The sequence below is a fragment of the Rhizobium sp. 2YAF20 genome (assembly GCF_052114685.1).
In the GTDB taxonomy this organism is placed as follows: Bacteria; Pseudomonadota; Alphaproteobacteria; order Rhizobiales; family Rhizobiaceae; genus Rhizobium.
In genome coordinates this window covers 135,095-150,485 of record NZ_JBFRFF010000010.1, presented here as the reverse complement: position 1 = coordinate 150,485, position 15,391 = coordinate 135,095, and the positions used below count along the sequence as shown (strand labels likewise).

The window sequence follows — 15,391 nt, the reverse complement described above, 5'->3', positions numbered from 1 at the left end:
GCGATTTGTGCGCATATCATCAGAGGCGGATCACTCAGTCGGAACGGCACAAAACGACCAATCTGCCACGCATATTGCTCATTCTGCTGCCTTCTTGCACTGTGGCCGTCCCAGCCATTCAACAACCCGAACTATCAACGATCGGCTCGAGAAAAGCCGACTTGCTTCAAACACAAATCGTCGATCTGGCAATCACCCTTCAGCGAAGGCGATCGGTCTGACCGAATCTCGGTGGGAATCCAAACGTCAGGAAAAGTAATCGAAGTCAATCGGAACTGCAAAACCTGTCTTGACCCGGTCCATGACCACCATTGTTTTGAAGCCTTTGATGTCAGGATTTTCATAGAAGAACTTGCGGGTAAAGACCTCGTAGTCCTCCATGCTTTGAGAGGTGACAATTAGGACGAAGTCCGCATCTCCGGTCACATAGTAGCCGTTCATGACTTCGGGCGTTTGCCGGATCGACTGCTTGAACCGGTCAACGATGTCCGCTCGTTCGCGCTCAAGCGTCACCAGCACAAGCATTGCGATCGGCCGGCCGACACACTTGGGTTTCACAATCGAAACTTCCGCCTCAATCACACCTGTCTCACGCAGTCGCTTGAGGCGGCGCTGCACCGCAGTGGCCGAAAGACCGACCATCGCACCGAGCTCCTCACTGCTATGGCGGTTATGATTCTGCACGATACCGAGCAGGCGAGCATCAAGGCGATCGAGCTGCATTGGAAACTCCGGTTAATTCCGTCGTGTGACGGCCACAAGAAGCAGGATTTCTGCGTTCCATCCCTATTTATCGAATAATTCGGCGTTTGAATGCCTCTATGCTTCGATGGCAGGTCGGTGGAGCGCGGAAGTGTTCAAGTGACCTGCCGACTCGATGTCACGAAAGCTTTGCGATTGCAACTCGATGTTGGCGCCATGCGCGATACTGTTTCGGGATGCTCACGACTATGGAATGGCCAGCGTCAACTGCGGCGGAGTTTATCGATGCGCCTTTCCGTTGCCCGAACCGGTCGGGGCTCTCTCGCGAAGGCCGACATGTAAGTAGGAGATCAAATATGTGTGCTTTGGTGGCCAGTCCGCATAAGGAAATGACGATGACGAATATTGCTGAAATCGCAGAAATGGACCGCAGGACGGTTCTTCATCCTTTCACTTATCTGAAAGACTACGCATCGGGCGACACCGATCCCACCATCATGGAGACAGGCAAGGGAGTTCGCATCAAGGACGCAACTGGCAGGGAATATATCGATGGCTTTGCCGGTCTTTATTGCGTGAACATTGGTTACGGTCGCACAGAAGTCGCCGAGGCTATCGCACGGCAGGCTTACAAGCTCGCCTACTACCATTCTTACGCCGCTCACACCACCGAAGAGCTTGCACGACTGTCCGACAGGCTTGTCAGAATGGCGCCCGGAAACATGTCGAAGGTCTTTTACGGCCTTTCAGGCTCTGACGCGAATGAGACGCAGGCGAAGATCGTCTGGTACTATAACAACCTTCGCGGAATGCCGCAGAAGAAAAAGATCATCGCACGTGAGCGCGGCTACCATGGATGTTCAGTTGTCGCCGGCTCGATGACGGGTTTGAGCTTCTACCACGATCACATGGATCTCCCGGTTTCCGGCATCCTGCGGACCGGCGTACCGCACTACTATCGCGGCGCGCACCCGGGTGAAACCGAAGAAGCGTTCTCACAGCGCCGTGCCGATGAACTCGAGGCACTGATCATCGCGCAGGGTCCGGACGCTGTCGGCGCGTTCATCGCGGAGCCTGTTCTGGGAACCGGCGGTATCACCCCGCCACCTGCCGGATACTGGCCCAAGATCCAGGCCGTACTCCAGAAGTACGATGTGCTACTGATCGCTGATGAAGTGGTTTGCGGCTTCGGCCGCACGGGGGCGATGTTCGGCTCGGATCTATACGGTATGGAGCCCGATCTTGTTACTGTTGCCAAGGGTCTGACGTCCGCCTATGTGCCTCTGTCTGCCTCGATCGTGTCACAGAAAGTCTACGACGTCATGGAAGAGGCGACGCCGCATGTGGGCTCCTTCTCCCATGGTTACACCTATTCGGGTCATCCGATCGGAGCCGCGGCGGCAAACGCGGTTCTCGATATCGTCGAGCGGGAGGATCTGGCCGGCCAGTCTGCAACCAAAGGCGCCTACTTGCTGAAACGCTTGAAGGCAGAGTTCGACCAGAACCCGATCGTCGGCGAAGTTCGCGGTGTCGGAATGCTGGCTGCGCTCGAGTTCGTATCCGACCGTGGCAGCAAAGCTTCGTTCGATCCCGGTCTAAAAGTCGGAGCCCGCATTTCCCAGGCGGCGCGCAATCGCAACCTGATTGCCCGGGCCATGCCACACGGAGACATCCTCGGGTTCGCCCCGCCATTGATCATGACGGAAGCAGAAATCGACGAAATGGTCGCAATCGCGAAAGCCGCGGTCGATGAGGTGCTGAAGGAGCTGGACGCTCAGGGCGCTGTGGCGGGATAACGGATGCTCAATTCCTTGGAAAAGTGCCAGCCATGAACGAGGTCCTGAAGGTCCGTGCCCTGACGAAGGCGTTCGGATCCACGAGTGTATTGGATGGTATCACCTTCTCCATGCGCGAAGGCGAGGTGATCTCTCTGATCGGATCGTCCGGATGCGGAAAGAGCACCGCCCTTCGCTGCATCAACTTCCTAGAGACGCCGACGTCGGGGCAAATCGAGTTCATGGGTCAGACGGTCTCTGTCAGCTGCAACAAGCGTGGTGAGAGCGAGATGACCAACGCTTCCGGTGTCCGAGCATTTCGTCAACGGATCGGGATGGTGTTCCAGAGCTTCAACCTCTGGCCTCACCGCACGGTTCTCGGCAACGTGACGGAGGCGCTGTTGTATGTGCTGAAATTGAGCAAAAAGGAAGCCGATGACGTTGCGTTGTCTGCTTTATCGAAGGTCGGCATGGAGGGCTTCCGAGAACGTTACCCGCATCAACTGTCAGGCGGGCAACAGCAGCGTGTGGCGTTCGCGCGGGTGCTGGCAATGCGACCGAAATTGATGCTGTGCGATGAACCGACATCCGCACTTGACCCGGAACTCGTCGGGGAAGTGTTGAAGGTGATCCGCACCCTAGCCGAAGAAGGCGCTACGATCCTACTCGTCACCCACGAAATGCGGTTCGCACGTGAGGTGTCCAACCGGATGATATTCCTGCAAGAGGGCCGCCTTGAGCAGAACGACACGCCGGACGAACTGCTTCGAAACCCCGCAACGGAAGGAGTAAAGCGGTTTCTATCCAGCGTTATGCCGACCGGCGCTTAGAAGGCGCCAGCCACAACAACAATCATAAAAGGGAAACAGACATGATCAACAGCAAAATCATCAAGTCAGCATTGGCAACCGGCCTGCTGTTCTCAGCTCTTACCACGGCCGCATTGGCCAAGGACGGGGTCCTGCGCATCGGCACGGAGGGCGATGCGCCAAAGTTCAGCATGGCCGATCCGAGCGGGAATGTAACCGGTTTTGACGCCGATATCGCCAACGGTATCTGCATCGAACTCAAGTTGAAGTGTGAGTTCGTGGTGCAGGCCTTCAGCTCACTTGTACCATCCATGGACAGCGATCGCTTCGACGTCATCATTTCCGGGCTTGGGATTACCGCCGAGCGCCAGAAAAAGATCGACTATTCCATTCCCTATGCGACGACGCCTCTTTACTTCGTCGTCCCGAAGGATTCTGCGCTCGCGGGGTTGAAAAGCCTGCCTGAGATCGAAAAAGCAACTGAAGGCAAACGCGTCGGTGTGGTCACCGGCACGACTTACGCCAAGTTCATCGCGAAGCGGATGCCCGGTGTCGATCTGAAGACATACGACGCCGTTACCCAATTGACCGCCGACCTCGCGAGCGGTCGGATCGATGTGGCTTTCAGCGACTCGCCGACCTGGATGGACTTTCTTGCAACCCCCGACGGCGCCAATTTCACGAAGATCGACCTGAAGATCATGGCGATGGATGACCCTGACGTTCTCGGGCATGGCATGGGAGTAGGCATGCGCAAGGGCAACGCCGATCTCAAGGCGAAGGTGGACGCTGCACTTTGCAAGATGGTCGATGACGGCAAGGTCAAGAATGCCTCGATGCACTGGTTCCAGGACGACTATACCATTCCCTGCAAGAAGTGATCTTTGAAGATGAGACCTGTCTTGGCTTGGTCCAAGGCAGGTCATTTGGATGGTGTCCATGCTAACTGATTTTTGGATATTGATGGTGGAGCGAGGCTGGGCGCTTGCTCTGCTGCGGGGAAGTGCCGTCACGATTGCGATCGGCCTGCTCGGCATGTTTTTGGGCTTTGTTGTTGCAACGCCATTGGCTGTTTTGCGATGGCAGAAAGTAGCCTTGGTTTCACAACTGGTCGATATATATAGTATCATCGTGCGTGGTGTGCCGGGGCTGCTGGTAATCTACCTGCTGTTTTTCGGGTCTGTCGACATGGTTAAGACCGTTGCGACCACCTTTGGCTACCAGGACTCGGTCGACAGTGCATACCCATACATCGTTGGCGTTTCTGCGATTGCTGCAATATCGTGCGCTTATTCCATCGAGGTCATCCGCGGCGCACTGCAGGCGGTGCCATTCGGCTTGATCGAAGCTGCGAAATCGCTTGCCTTGCCAACGCGGATCACCTTTTCCCGCATCACCTTTCCGCTGGCATTGCGGCTAGCGCTTGGAGGGATCAACAACGTCTGGCAGATGACGATCAAAGACACATCGTTGATCTCGGTGGTTGGCCTGCAGGAACTGATGAGAACGGCGGCTATCGGCGCGGGAATTACCCGATCCCCTCTTCTGTTTTATTGCATCGCTGCGGCTTTGTTCTTCTGCATGACGGCGGTCAGTCAAACCCTGTTTTCGAGAGCAGAACGGGCGCTGAACCGCGGCTTTGGAGAGCGATGACATGGATATTGATATCATCGCTTATGCCATTCCTTTCCTGCTTGTCGGCGCCAAGACGACATTGCTGATTGCCCTATTCGGAATTGTAATCGGATTCCCTTTCGGCATCACTGTGGGCCTCGGGCGCGGTTCAAAGAACAGGTTTCTCCGCTACACTTGTGACGCCTACTGCGCGATATTTCGTGGAACGCCGATGCTGGTGCAGATATTCGTCATTTACTACGGCCTCGCACAGATAAGCTTCGTTCGGCACAATCCGGTACTCTGGTGGATGATTGGCGACGGACTGCACGCGGCGATCCTTGCGGTCGTGCTGAACACCGGCGCCTATACCGCTGAAATTTTCCGCACAGGTTTCCTTTCTCTGCCCAAGGGTCTTATCGAAGCGGCCGAAGCATGTGGGATGTCGCCCTGGCATGTGTTCACGCGCGTGAAGTTCCCCCTCGCGCTGCGCCAGGCGCTGCCCGCCTATAGCAGCGAGGCTGCCATCATCGTCAAGGAATCCAGTCTCGCATCGACCATCACCGTGCTGGAAATCACGGGATATGCCAAGCGTTTGATGAGCGAGACCTTTGCGATCATGGATATCTTCATCATCACCGCCGCCCTTTATCTTGTCATGAATGTCGTTGCCCTGACGGCATTGAAGCTCCTCGAACGACGCCTGTCGTTCATCCGGTAGAAACCTCCAGAAAGGCTAGAACATGTCCAATCTCACCTTCGTCGATCAGAACAACCTTCCTGAACCGCGCAAAGGTCAGCCCGCGCCCGACCGGCTTATCGAGGGAAACCCGCAGTTCCTGTCGTGGGACATCGCCCAGACCGCTGACGGCGTTGTTCGTTCCGGCGTATGGGAAGCGACGCCGGGGACCTATCGCTCGATCAAGGGCAAGACCTTCGAGGTTTGTGTCATTCTTTCCGGCGTTTCGGAACTGACCGAGGATGACTGCGAACCGCGCCGGATCGTGGCCGGCGACACTTTCGTCATGCATCCGGGCTTCACCGGCACTTGGAAGGTCATTGAGACCACGCGCAAGCTCTGGGTTTCCAGAGACTAACTCACCACTAGCACGTCCATCCTATCCTCTTCGGTATCCGCTCATGACTCAAACTCTTCAGCACTCGATTAAATCAACGCCCTTCTGGTGGGACGATTGCATCTTGCCATCGTTGCCAGTTCGGAACGTCGACAAGACGTGTGATGTGGCGATCGTCGGCGGCGGATATACAGGCTTGTCCGCGGCAATCGAACTGGCGCGAGCCGGCAAGCATGTCCAGCTATTCGACCGTCAGGCCTTGGGTCAGGCGGCATCCAGCCGTAACGGTGGGATGGCGAGTGGAAGCATCCGTCCGGGACGCAAGGAGCTTATCAAGCGCTTCGGTGAGGACAGGGCAAATGGCATCCTCATGGAAGGGAAGCGAGCGCGGGAGGATCTCTGGCGCTTCCTGAAGGATGAAGGTATCGAATGCGAGTTCGCCTTGTCCGGCTTGTTCGATGGCGCCATGACGTCTGACGAGGCCGATGACCTACGCCGTCATGCCGAATTCCTTCACCGCAACCTTGGTATCGAGGCATATCGGGTCGAACGGGTGGACGTCCGAAAGTACATCGGCACAGACCTCTATGTTGGAGGTCTGGTGCGCATGGACATCGGCGGTCTACAACCGGCAAAGCTTCTTGCGGGTATAATACGTATCGCACACTCGACGAATGCCATCATTCACGAGAACACCGCAGTCTTGAGTTCAGCCAACGACACCGGCGGAGTACGGATCAGAACATCACGTGGCGAGGTGCTTGCCAAAAATCTCCTCGTCTGCACCGATGGATACACCGATGGTTCTGATCCATGGCTGCGCCGCCGCCTGGTCCCAGTCCGTAGCAGGATCATAGCGACAGAGGTATTGGGCAAGGAGACTATGGATCGCGTCATGCCCGCCCGCATGATGTACGGCGATATGCGAAAGCTGAGCTACTATTATCGCCCTTCACCGGATGGCACTCGGATCTTGTTCGGCGGACGAGACGGGACGACTGTAGGCGATCCCGTCGCTGCGACCGTGCATCTAAAGACCGAACTGGCAAGGCTCTTCCCGGAACTCGCCGGCGTCGGCCTTACGCATAGCTGGTTCGGATACGTTGCCATGCACCGCGATATGATTCCGCGCATATTTTCGTCTGGCAACACAGTCTATGCGACCGGCTTTTGTGGCTCCGGTGTCGTTTGGGGGCGCTGGCTCGGCAAGAAGGCGGCGTTCAAGATCCTGGGCAATGCGGAACAGTCGCGCTCCGCATTCGATTTCGACGTGGCTCCCAAGGCCGTGCCGCTCTTCCACGGGAAACCCTGGTTCATTCCCATTGTCTACTCGATGTATGAGCGGCACGACAGGAAGACGCTGCGCCGTCGCCAGAAAAGCTGAGGTGCAGAATGGCGTTCCCCTGCCAACATGCCTGCCTTTGTGCGTCCGACAAAACGCATTCCAACGACTGGGCATGCGATCAAGCCCTGCTTGACTTTGCGCGCGCGCAACGGATCACGCTCAGTGAGGGCGGACTTGAAGTGAACAAAACATGATTAGTCTGGAAACGATCGAGCAAGCGCGCGAGCGCATTGTCAAGCACATCCGCAGTACGCCGCTCGTGAGTTCGGCGGCGCTGTCCGAATTGGTCGGGACGCAGGTCAGCCTGAAGCTGGAGCATCACCAGTTGACCGGAAGCTTCAAGCTTCGAGGGGCGACCAATGCCGTTCTGCAGCTCAGCCAATCCGAGCGGGATCGAGGCGTCATGGCGGCTTCCACCGGCAATCACGGAAGAGCACTTTCCTACGCCGCTCAGGCGATTGGCTGCCGCGCGACCATTTGCATGTCGAGCCTCGTGCCAGAAAACAAGGTATCTGAAATCCGTCGCCTTGGTGCTTCCGTGCGGATCGTCGGGTCTTCGCAAGATGATGCGCAAGAGGAGGTTGACCGACTCGTTGCAGAGGAAGGCCTCAGCATGATCCCGCCCTTCGATCATCCTTGGATCATCGCCGGACAGGGCACGCTCGGTCTTGAAATCGTCGAGGCGATGCCTCAAATCGCGGCGGTTCTTATTCCCCTTTCGGGCGGCGGTTTGGCCGCGGGCGTCGCGGCGGCGGTTAAGGCGGTTCGACCGGAGGCCAAGGTGATCGGCATTACCATGGAGCGGGGGGCGGCGATGAAGGCCAGTATTGACGCCGGCCACCCAATCCAGGTCGAAGAGCATCGAAGCTTTGCCGACTCGCTGGGTGGCGGTATCGGATTGTCCAACGCGTGGACGTTCCCGATGTGCAAAGCCCTTCTCGACGACGTGGTACTGGTCAGCGAGGATGAGATCGTGGCCGGCATACGCCACGCCTATGAACGTGAGCGTGAGATAATCGAGGGTGCCGGCGCTGTGGGTATTGCTGCGCTGCTCTCGGGTAGATTGGCGCATGTTGAAGGCCCAATCGCGGCAATCGTTTCGGGCGGAAACATCGACATGGCGTTGCACCGGAAAGTGGTCAACGGGCTCAATACGATGGGTGAGGGAAGCTAATGCCGACAATTAGGATATTGACAGAGTCAGAGCTCAGGACGATCGTTCCGCTCGACATGGATGCCGTGAATTGCGTGGAAAACGCCTTCCGCGCCCTCGCTATCGAGAATGCGGTCCAGATGCCGCCGATCCTGCGTCTCGACGTGCCTGACAGCCGGGGCGAGGTGGATGTGAAGACGGCCTATATTCAGGGCGTAAGCGGCTTTGCCATCAAGGTCAGCCCCGGCTTCTTTGACAATCCGAAGCTCGGGCTACCGAGCACCAATGGTTTGATGGTCTTGCTTTCGAGCAAAACCGGTTTGGTGCAGGCTCTCCTGCTGGATAACGGCTACCTCACCGATGTTCGCACGGCAGCGGCCGGTGCTGTTGCGGCAAACCATCTGGCGCGGAAGGATGCCTCAATCGTGACGGTCTTCGGAGCGGGCGTTCAGGCTCGGCTGCAACTTGAAGCCCTCATGCTGGTGAGGCCCATTCGAGAAATCCGTGTTTGGGCGCGTGATCATCGCAAGGCGCAGTCGCTCGTCGAACAATTCGCCGGCAAATGGAACCTTTCAATTTCGGCGTTTGACGATCCTCAAAAAGCGATCACCGGGTCCCAGATCATTGTCACGACGACACCAACGAACCGGCCAATTGTCGATGCTTCTTGGCTTGAAGCCGGGCAGCATCTGACAGCTATGGGTTCGGATGCGGAACATAAGAATGAAATCGACCCGATGGCCATCAAACGCGCAGATGTTTATGTGGCCGATAGCCTCAAACAGACGCGGAGGCTGGGTGAACTCCACCATGCCATCGAAGCCGGCCTCGTCTCAGGCGATGCGGACTTCCCGGAATTGGGCCAGATTGTCACAGGCGCCAAGACGGGCCGGAGAAGTATCTCGGAGATCACAATTGCCGATCTTACGGGGACCGGTGCTCAGGACACGGCGATTGCCACAGTTGCGTTTGCGCGCGCGGAAGCGCGCGACGCAGGGACGCTTTTCGAAAGTTGATGGCAGGCGCTCTTTGCCAGCCGAGCGCGACTGGTATGAGGGGCGTTGACAAATGCAGTCCGGCGGCAGGAACGTTTTGGCCGAGCGTCCTTTGTTCGTGCCGTGCCGTTTTCTTCGAGCGGCATCCGCAGTTCCTCGGTTGGATACGCTTGAGGACGTCGGCTCGGAGAATTGAAGCAACGCGTTGCTAGCGTCGCTGTATGCGGCCCGGTCCCGTTAGTGACACGGGAATTATCAACCATGCAAACCAATGTCGGCATGACGTCTGCGTCCGGCTGTTGTCACCGACCGATAACAGCCGTGGCTTTGTAGCATTAATGCTGCCATCGAGGATGAAATGCTGTTGCGCTCGCCGGTTCCGTCAACGAACCTCGCCCTATCATCGAATCCCCAGTCTTAGAGCATGGAAAAAAATCTGCGCAACCAATTTGATCTATATTGACACCAATCGCGAAACCAATTGTATATTGATCGCACGACGATCCTGATTGGTAGCGAATGGTGGTAAACGTGAAAACAACTCCAACACTTGAAACAACCCGTGTTGCTCCTTCGCAGGCGGCTGCTGTAGCATGCGATGCTCCCAGCCAACTGTTCATTGGCGGCCATTGGGTCGCCGCGAAAGGCGGCCGGACCTTTGATGTAATCGATCCCTCGACTGCTGATGCAATCGCCACCGTCTGTGACGCAGACATCCCGGACGCAATGGCGGCCGTCGACGCGGCAGAAAAGGCGGCTGCGGCCTGGAAAGCAACTCCGCCGCGCCGGCGCTCGGATGTTCTGATGAAGTGTTTTCACCTTGTCCTCGAACAGGCAGAATGGCTGGCACGACTGATCACAGTTGAAAATGGCAAGGCACTTGCCGACGCAAGATCGGAAGTCGCCTACGCGGCCGAGTTTTTCCGCTGGTATGCCGAAGAGGCGGTAAGATCTCCAGGTGAATTCGGACCTGCACCTTCTGGCGCGAACCAGATCATCGTCAGCCATGAACCGATTGGCATCGCCGTATTGGTAACGCCTTGGAACTTCCCGGCAGCAATGGCTACGCGCAAAATTGCTCCCGCGTTGGCCGCGGGCTGCACCTGCATCCTGAAACCCGCAGCCGAGACCCCTCTGACCGCGCTGGCGATCGGAGAACTCATGCGACAGGCAGGTGTTCCCGCCGGGGTGGTCAACATCGTTACCACGAAAAAAGCAGGCGCAGTGGTCAGCGCGATGCTGCATGACAAGCGGGTACGGAAGCTGTCGTTCACCGGCTCGACAGGTGTTGGCAGGATCCTGCTGCGCGAGGCGGCGGACCAAGTCGTAAGTTGTTCAATGGAGCTGGGCGGTAATGCGCCTTTCATCGTTTTCGATGATGCCGATCTGGAAACCGCTGTCGCCGGCGCAATGGTCGCCAAGATGCGCAATGGCGGTGAGGCTTGTACAGCCGCGAACCGCTTCTACGTCCAAAAGAGGATTCTGGCTGACTTCACGCGGCGTTTCGCGGAAGAGATGGCCGCACTCGAAGTGGGACCAGGCCTGGCTGCGGATAAGCAGCTTGGCCCACTGATCACCGAAGCCGCGGTGGCCAAGGTCGAGCGCCTGGTAGACGACGCTATCGCCAAGGGAGCCAACCTGGTTACCGGTGGCAGCAGATTGAGCGGTGAGGGCTTCTATTATCTACCGACCGTCCTCGCCAACGTCTCTGCCGATGCTGAGATACTTCGAGAAGAAATCTTCGGTCCGGTCGCGCCAATCATCGCGTTCGATACTGAAGACGAGGTCGTCGAACTAGCCAACGACACCGAATATGGATTGGTATCCTATGTCTTTAGCCGGGACCTCAGGCGTGCGCTCGCAGTCGCGGGCAGGCTGGAAAGCGGCATGGTGGGTATCAACCGAGGTGTCGTTTCCGACGCTGCCGCGCCGTTCGGCGGCATGAAACAGAGCGGCCTCGGACGCGAAGGCAGCCACCACGGCATGCTCGAATATCTCGAAACGAAATACATCGCCGCCGCTTGGTAGGCGCGCGATCAACGCAGTTACGTTTCGCTATGCCATGGCAATGGCTTGGGGAAGTCAAGTCGTCTCAAAGCCATCCAAAGGTGACGCGGGTGGCTCGAGCCACAACTAGGAGAGATAAATGTCGCTACTGAAAACCATCGTCCCGAATCCATTGTTCGAGCCGAAGCATAGAACTGCAGAGCCGGATCGCCTCATTGCGGGCAGCCCCGCCTTCAAGACATGGCTGCAGGACACCGCCAAGGACGGCACAGTCAATACCGGCGTTTTCGAGGCCACGCCCGGTGAAACGCACTCCATCAAGGGCGAGACCTTTGAATTTTGCCACCTCGTCCACGGAGTCATCGAACTGACCGAGAAGGGAAAGGAGCCGGTCATCTATCGTGCAGGCGACAGCTTCGTGATGAAGCCCGGCTATGTCGGCGTTTGGAAGACTATAGAGACGGTGCGAAAAATATTCGTCACCGTCACCTGATCACGGGACTCTCGACTACGGGGCGGAAACGGAGCGATCCGGCAGGCAAGACCTTCAGATGCTTCCATCCGAAACTGGATGGGCGGTTTATCCGCCCATGTCGACTTCCAAACTCGAAGGCCTGTATATCAAGGTCGTCGCGGTTCGGCCTAGACGTCAATCTTTCGCCCCTGTTTCACCAAAACCTGCCGCTTTGTTTTAGCGCAGAGACCCACGAAATGGTTGAACTCATGCAAACGGAATCGATCGTTCTTGCGCCTTTCGAGGCTCACCATCTGGATGATGCGGTGGCGCTGTCACGCGCGGCGGGCTGGGCTCACAGGAGAGAAGACTGGGAAATGATATGGTCGCTGAGCCAGGGGTGCGTTGCACTCGCGGGCGACCGGGTTGTGGGAACCGCTCTCATGACCCCCTTCGGCGACACCTGCTCAGCCATCAACATGATTATTGTCGACGAAAGCCAGCGCGGCCGGGGATTGGGAAGAAAATTGACCACTGCCGTGCTGGAACTCGCCGGGGATCGAGAATGCCGTTTGACGGCGACGAATGACGGCTTGCCGCTTTACCAAAAGCTGGGCTTTGTTGCGACAAATCAGATCGTCCGCCACCAAGGCATCGCCAATCGCATCAATGCTTCTGAAAATGTTGACTGGGTCACGCCCGACGCGCTGCCGGAAATCAAAGCGCTCGATGGTGCGGCATTCGGAGCCTCCCGCGATACGTTAATCGATGTCCTGGCGAAGGAGGGAACGTTCGCAGCCATCCGGAACGGTGATCGTATCGTCGCGTTCGCATTTACGCGGTTGTTCGGAAAGGGCGAGGTCGTCGGGCCGGTCGTTGCGGAAAAGGTCGAACAGGCGAGGGATTTGCTTGCCTTCATCCTCTCCGGCAAGGAAGGTCATTTCGTCCGGATCGACATTCCTAAGCAGACGGGCCTTTCGTCGCAGCTCGAAGACTGGGGGATGCCTCAAGAGGGTGAAGTCGTTGCGATGGTTCGAGGCGCTGCGGGCCACTCTCAAACACCAGCGGTTCAGACTTTCTGCCTGGCCAGCCAGGCTATTGGCTGACTTGATCGGCGGAAGTCCCTTGATTGCACGTCCAATGTCTCTGGGCGAAACATAATAAGTATGCCTGTACTCTGAGGTGATCGCGAGTGGCGATCACCTCTCCGCCTTGTATATCTCGGCAAGGTCGCATAGATCCCAGTTCCCGCCAGACAACACGACACAAACTTTTTCGTCGGGCTTGACGTCCGTGGCGCCCGCCAACAGTGCTCCCACGCCGATGGAAGCGGCGGGTTCAGCTATGAGTTTCGCGTCCTTGGCAAGAGCGCGCATCCCGGCAATGATATGCTCGTCTTCAACAAGAACAATCTCGTCCACATACTTTTCGATAATCGGAAAAGGATTCTGGCCCGGAACGCTTATCCTCAGCCCATCCGCAATAGTGTTCTTCAAGGGAAGCGATGTGCGCTCCTTGTTTATACGGCTCTGAAAATACTTCGGCGTCAGGGCAGGTTCCGCCCCAATGACGCGCACTGATGGTTTCGATTCTTTGATGGCAGTCGCGATTCCCGAGATTAGCCCGCCGCCGCCAATGGGAACAATGACCGTATCTACATCGGCGAGATCCTGCAGTATTTCACAGCCAATTGTTCCCTGGCCGGCCATCACCACGGGGTCCTCAAAAGCGTGGACAGCTGCGTATTTGTTTTCTTCAGCGATTTCATACACCCTTTTCCACCTGGCGGCGGTGTCGCCATCGAAAAGAATGACTTCTGCTCCAAGTGCCTTTGTGTTTTCAATTTTGATTTTGGGCGTGGTGACTGGAAGCACCAAAATTGCTTTTACGCCGAGCAACCTGGCAGCATAGGCAATCCCTTGCGCATGATTGCCCGACGACGTTGCTATGATGCCGTTCGCGAGCTCTTCCCGCGATAGCGAGAGAGCCTTGTTCAAGGCCCCGCGAATCTTGAATGCACCGGTAATCTGCAGGGTTTCCGGCTTAAGATAGAGCTGACAACCAGCGGCGCTTTCCATTTTTTCCGCGCGCAATAGCGGCGTGTGCCTGATGTGCGGTTTCAGCCGTTCCTGAGCTTCACGAATGTCTTGAATGGTGGGGTAGTTGCGCATGGTCATCACTCAAAGAACTGAAAGAAAGCGCCGACGTTGTTGGCTATTGCGTTCTGATAGATTTTGTTGGCTGTCGTATTGTCTTGTATGGCCATCCCCGTGGAGTCGAAAATAGTGATTTCGTTATCACTTTCTCGTCCCGGCTTCCTCCCCAACAATACCTCGCCGATTTCGCCGTGGATGTCGTCCTTGGTAATGATGTTCTTATTCAGCGGGTGCCAAGTCTCGCCCTTTTCCGTGCATTGTGAAAGCGAGTCGACGATGATTTTGGCGTCTCGGAATAGCTCCGGATCCAGTTCCTGTTTGCCGCGTTGATCCGTGCCGATCGCAACGATGTGTGTACCGGGTTTCACCCATTTAGCTTCCACAAGCGACCCTTTCCCTCGGGTCGTTGTGATCAAGACGTCGGCTCGCTCGACCGCCTCCTTCTTCGAGCTTGCGACTGTGACGGGAATGCCGAATTCCCGCTCGATGTCCGCCTTGTATTTGGAACTTGTTTCGTAGGTGCTATCCCAGGCGTGGATCTCTTCGATCTTCATGATCCCGTTGATCGCACGGACTTGCATTCTTGCCTGATTGCCTGTGCCGATCGACGCGATCGTCCTGGCGTTCTTTCTCGCCAGTGCTTTGACGGAGACGGCTCCCGCCGCCCCGGTTCTGAGGCCAGTGATCAAGCTACCATCCATGATACAAATCAACGCACAGCTCCTGGCATCAAACAGGAGAATGGTGCCCATGCTGTTCGGCACGCCGTGTTCTACCGGGTTGTTGGTGAACCCACCGGAATGCGCCTTCATAGAGATGGTTTCAGCGGCTTTATGATAGCCAAGCTTGAAGTCGATCTCGCCACGCAGGGAGGGCAGATGAATCCCGATATAGTCGGGCTGTTCCACCTGATCGCTGCTGAAGGCCTTGTAAGCCTCTTCGACCGCGCCAATGACTTCCGTCATGCCGATAAGCCGTCCTACGTCATTCTTCTTGAGTAGCAGCGTTTTCATGCGTGACCTCTCTATTTCAATTCATCCGATGCATGGGCGCATCACGACCTGACCTGCACTGATCATATTGGGCCTGCTGTATTTCTATTGGCCGTATCCGCGCGGCCTCAAGCAGATTGTTTTATACCGCATGGCGATTTTGGCAGAGAGTACCGGCAGGCGCTTTCGAAGCTTGGGCGGTGTGTTGGAACTATCCCGCCACCGCGGACCACTGCGACCCAGCACTCACAAGGGGAAATGATGTTTCCCTCCAGCATTTTGTGCTGATGTTCCGCAATCTCCGGGCAATTCG

At 56.8% G+C, this 15,391-nt stretch carries 15 protein-coding genes; 12 read left to right on the top strand and 3 right to left on the bottom strand.

What is annotated here, in order from left to right; genetic code table 11:
- Nucleotides 1-246 precede the first annotated feature (246 nt).
- Nucleotides 247-723, bottom strand: coding sequence for an Lrp/AsnC family transcriptional regulator (locus AB4Z52_RS15290; RefSeq protein WP_442218776.1), 477 nt, complete (start codon nt 721-723; stop codon nt 247-249).
- 374 nt (nt 724-1,097) lie between these two features.
- Between AB4Z52_RS15290 and AB4Z52_RS15285 the strand changes: the two genes are divergently transcribed.
- From AB4Z52_RS15285 to AB4Z52_RS15230, 12 genes are all read left to right on the top strand, one after another.
- Nucleotides 1,098-2,498, top strand: a complete 1,401-nt coding sequence (locus AB4Z52_RS15285; protein WP_442218775.1) for an aspartate aminotransferase family protein — start codon at nt 1,098-1,100, stop codon at nt 2,496-2,498.
- Nucleotides 2,499-2,530: 32 nt separating this feature from the next.
- Nucleotides 2,531-3,307: an amino acid ABC transporter ATP-binding protein gene (locus AB4Z52_RS15280; protein WP_442218774.1), complete on the top strand. Its 777-nt coding sequence runs from the start codon at nt 2,531-2,533 to the stop codon at nt 3,305-3,307.
- A 41-nt stretch (nt 3,308-3,348) separates the two neighbouring features.
- A complete protein-coding gene (locus AB4Z52_RS15275; protein WP_442218773.1) occupies nt 3,349-4,167 on the top strand; it encodes a transporter substrate-binding domain-containing protein in 819 nt (272 codons plus the stop codon).
- Nucleotides 4,168-4,225: 58 nt separating this feature from the next.
- Nucleotides 4,226-4,939 (top strand): ABC transporter permease subunit, encoded by a 714-nt coding sequence (locus AB4Z52_RS15270; protein ID WP_442218772.1) that lies wholly within the window; start codon nt 4,226-4,228, stop codon nt 4,937-4,939.
- Nucleotide 4,940: 1 nt separating this feature from the next.
- Nucleotides 4,941-5,621, top strand: coding sequence for an ABC transporter permease (locus tag AB4Z52_RS15265; protein ID WP_442218771.1), 681 nt, complete (start codon nt 4,941-4,943; stop codon nt 5,619-5,621).
- A gap of 22 nt (nt 5,622-5,643) precedes the next feature.
- Entirely contained in the window at nt 5,644-5,997 is a 354-nt protein-coding gene (locus AB4Z52_RS15260; protein WP_442218770.1) for a cupin domain-containing protein, read from the top strand.
- Nucleotides 5,998-6,109: 112 nt separating this feature from the next.
- The gene (locus AB4Z52_RS15255; RefSeq protein ID WP_442218795.1) at nt 6,110-7,360 is read left to right on the top strand and encodes an NAD(P)/FAD-dependent oxidoreductase; all 1,251 of its coding nucleotides are present in this window, start codon (nt 6,110-6,112) and stop codon (nt 7,358-7,360) included.
- A gap of 151 nt (nt 7,361-7,511) precedes the next feature.
- Nucleotides 7,512-8,495 carry a hydroxyectoine utilization dehydratase EutB gene (gene eutB, locus AB4Z52_RS15250; RefSeq protein ID WP_442218769.1) on the top strand — a complete coding sequence of 328 codons (984 nt, stop codon included), beginning with the start codon at nt 7,512-7,514 and terminating at the stop codon, nt 8,493-8,495.
- Nucleotides 8,495-9,490, top strand: a complete 996-nt coding sequence (gene eutC / locus AB4Z52_RS15245) for an ectoine utilization protein EutC (protein ID WP_442218768.1) — start codon at nt 8,495-8,497, stop codon at nt 9,488-9,490. Before eutB ends, eutC begins: the two co-directional genes overlap by 1 nt.
- 498 nt (nt 9,491-9,988) lie before the next feature.
- The gene (locus tag AB4Z52_RS15240) at nt 9,989-11,497 is read left to right on the top strand and encodes an NAD-dependent succinate-semialdehyde dehydrogenase (protein ID WP_442218767.1); all 1,509 of its coding nucleotides are present in this window, start codon (nt 9,989-9,991) and stop codon (nt 11,495-11,497) included.
- A gap of 118 nt (nt 11,498-11,615) precedes the next feature.
- Nucleotides 11,616-11,969, top strand: coding sequence for a cupin domain-containing protein (locus tag AB4Z52_RS15235; protein WP_442218766.1), 354 nt, complete (start codon nt 11,616-11,618; stop codon nt 11,967-11,969).
- A gap of 218 nt (nt 11,970-12,187) precedes the next feature.
- Nucleotides 12,188-13,036, top strand: a complete 849-nt coding sequence (locus AB4Z52_RS15230; protein ID WP_442218765.1) for a GNAT family N-acetyltransferase — start codon at nt 12,188-12,190, stop codon at nt 13,034-13,036.
- Nucleotides 13,037-13,129: 93 nt separating this feature from the next.
- Here AB4Z52_RS15230 and AB4Z52_RS15225 read toward each other — a convergent pair whose 3' ends face one another.
- The gene (locus tag AB4Z52_RS15225) at nt 13,130-14,107 is read right to left on the bottom strand and encodes a threonine/serine dehydratase (protein WP_442218764.1); all 978 of its coding nucleotides are present in this window, start codon (nt 14,105-14,107) and stop codon (nt 13,130-13,132) included.
- Nucleotides 14,107-15,099, bottom strand: coding sequence for an ornithine cyclodeaminase family protein (locus AB4Z52_RS15220; RefSeq protein WP_442218763.1), 993 nt, complete (start codon nt 15,097-15,099; stop codon nt 14,107-14,109). Before AB4Z52_RS15220 ends, AB4Z52_RS15225 begins: the two co-directional genes overlap by 1 nt.
- Between the last annotated feature and the right edge of the window lie 292 nt (nt 15,100-15,391).

Excerpts from the sequence above, each read along its gene's own strand:
- AB4Z52_RS15290 (WP_442218776.1), bottom strand. The coding sequence starts at position 723 with ATGCAGCTCGATCGCCTTGATGCTCGCCTGCTCGGTATCGTGCAGAAT.
- AB4Z52_RS15285 (WP_442218775.1), top strand. The coding sequence starts at position 1,098 with ATGACGAATATTGCTGAAATCGCAGAAATGGACCGCAGGACGGTTCTT.
- AB4Z52_RS15280 (WP_442218774.1), top strand. The coding sequence starts at position 2,531 with ATGAACGAGGTCCTGAAGGTCCGTGCCCTGACGAAGGCGTTCGGATCC.
- AB4Z52_RS15275 (WP_442218773.1), top strand. The coding sequence starts at position 3,349 with ATGATCAACAGCAAAATCATCAAGTCAGCATTGGCAACCGGCCTGCTG.
- AB4Z52_RS15270 (WP_442218772.1), top strand. The coding sequence starts at position 4,226 with ATGCTAACTGATTTTTGGATATTGATGGTGGAGCGAGGCTGGGCGCTT.
- AB4Z52_RS15265 (WP_442218771.1), top strand. The coding sequence starts at position 4,941 with ATGGATATTGATATCATCGCTTATGCCATTCCTTTCCTGCTTGTCGGC.
- AB4Z52_RS15260 (WP_442218770.1), top strand. The coding sequence starts at position 5,644 with ATGTCCAATCTCACCTTCGTCGATCAGAACAACCTTCCTGAACCGCGC.
- eutB (WP_442218769.1), top strand. The coding sequence starts at position 7,512 with ATGATTAGTCTGGAAACGATCGAGCAAGCGCGCGAGCGCATTGTCAAG.
- eutC (WP_442218768.1), top strand. The coding sequence starts at position 8,495 with ATGCCGACAATTAGGATATTGACAGAGTCAGAGCTCAGGACGATCGTT.
- AB4Z52_RS15240 (WP_442218767.1), top strand. The coding sequence starts at position 9,989 with ATGGTGGTAAACGTGAAAACAACTCCAACACTTGAAACAACCCGTGTT.
- AB4Z52_RS15235 (WP_442218766.1), top strand. The coding sequence starts at position 11,616 with ATGTCGCTACTGAAAACCATCGTCCCGAATCCATTGTTCGAGCCGAAG.
- AB4Z52_RS15230 (WP_442218765.1), top strand. The coding sequence starts at position 12,188 with ATGGTTGAACTCATGCAAACGGAATCGATCGTTCTTGCGCCTTTCGAG.
- AB4Z52_RS15225 (WP_442218764.1), bottom strand. The coding sequence starts at position 14,107 with ATGACCATGCGCAACTACCCCACCATTCAAGACATTCGTGAAGCTCAG.
- AB4Z52_RS15220 (WP_442218763.1), bottom strand. The coding sequence starts at position 15,099 with ATGAAAACGCTGCTACTCAAGAAGAATGACGTAGGACGGCTTATCGGC.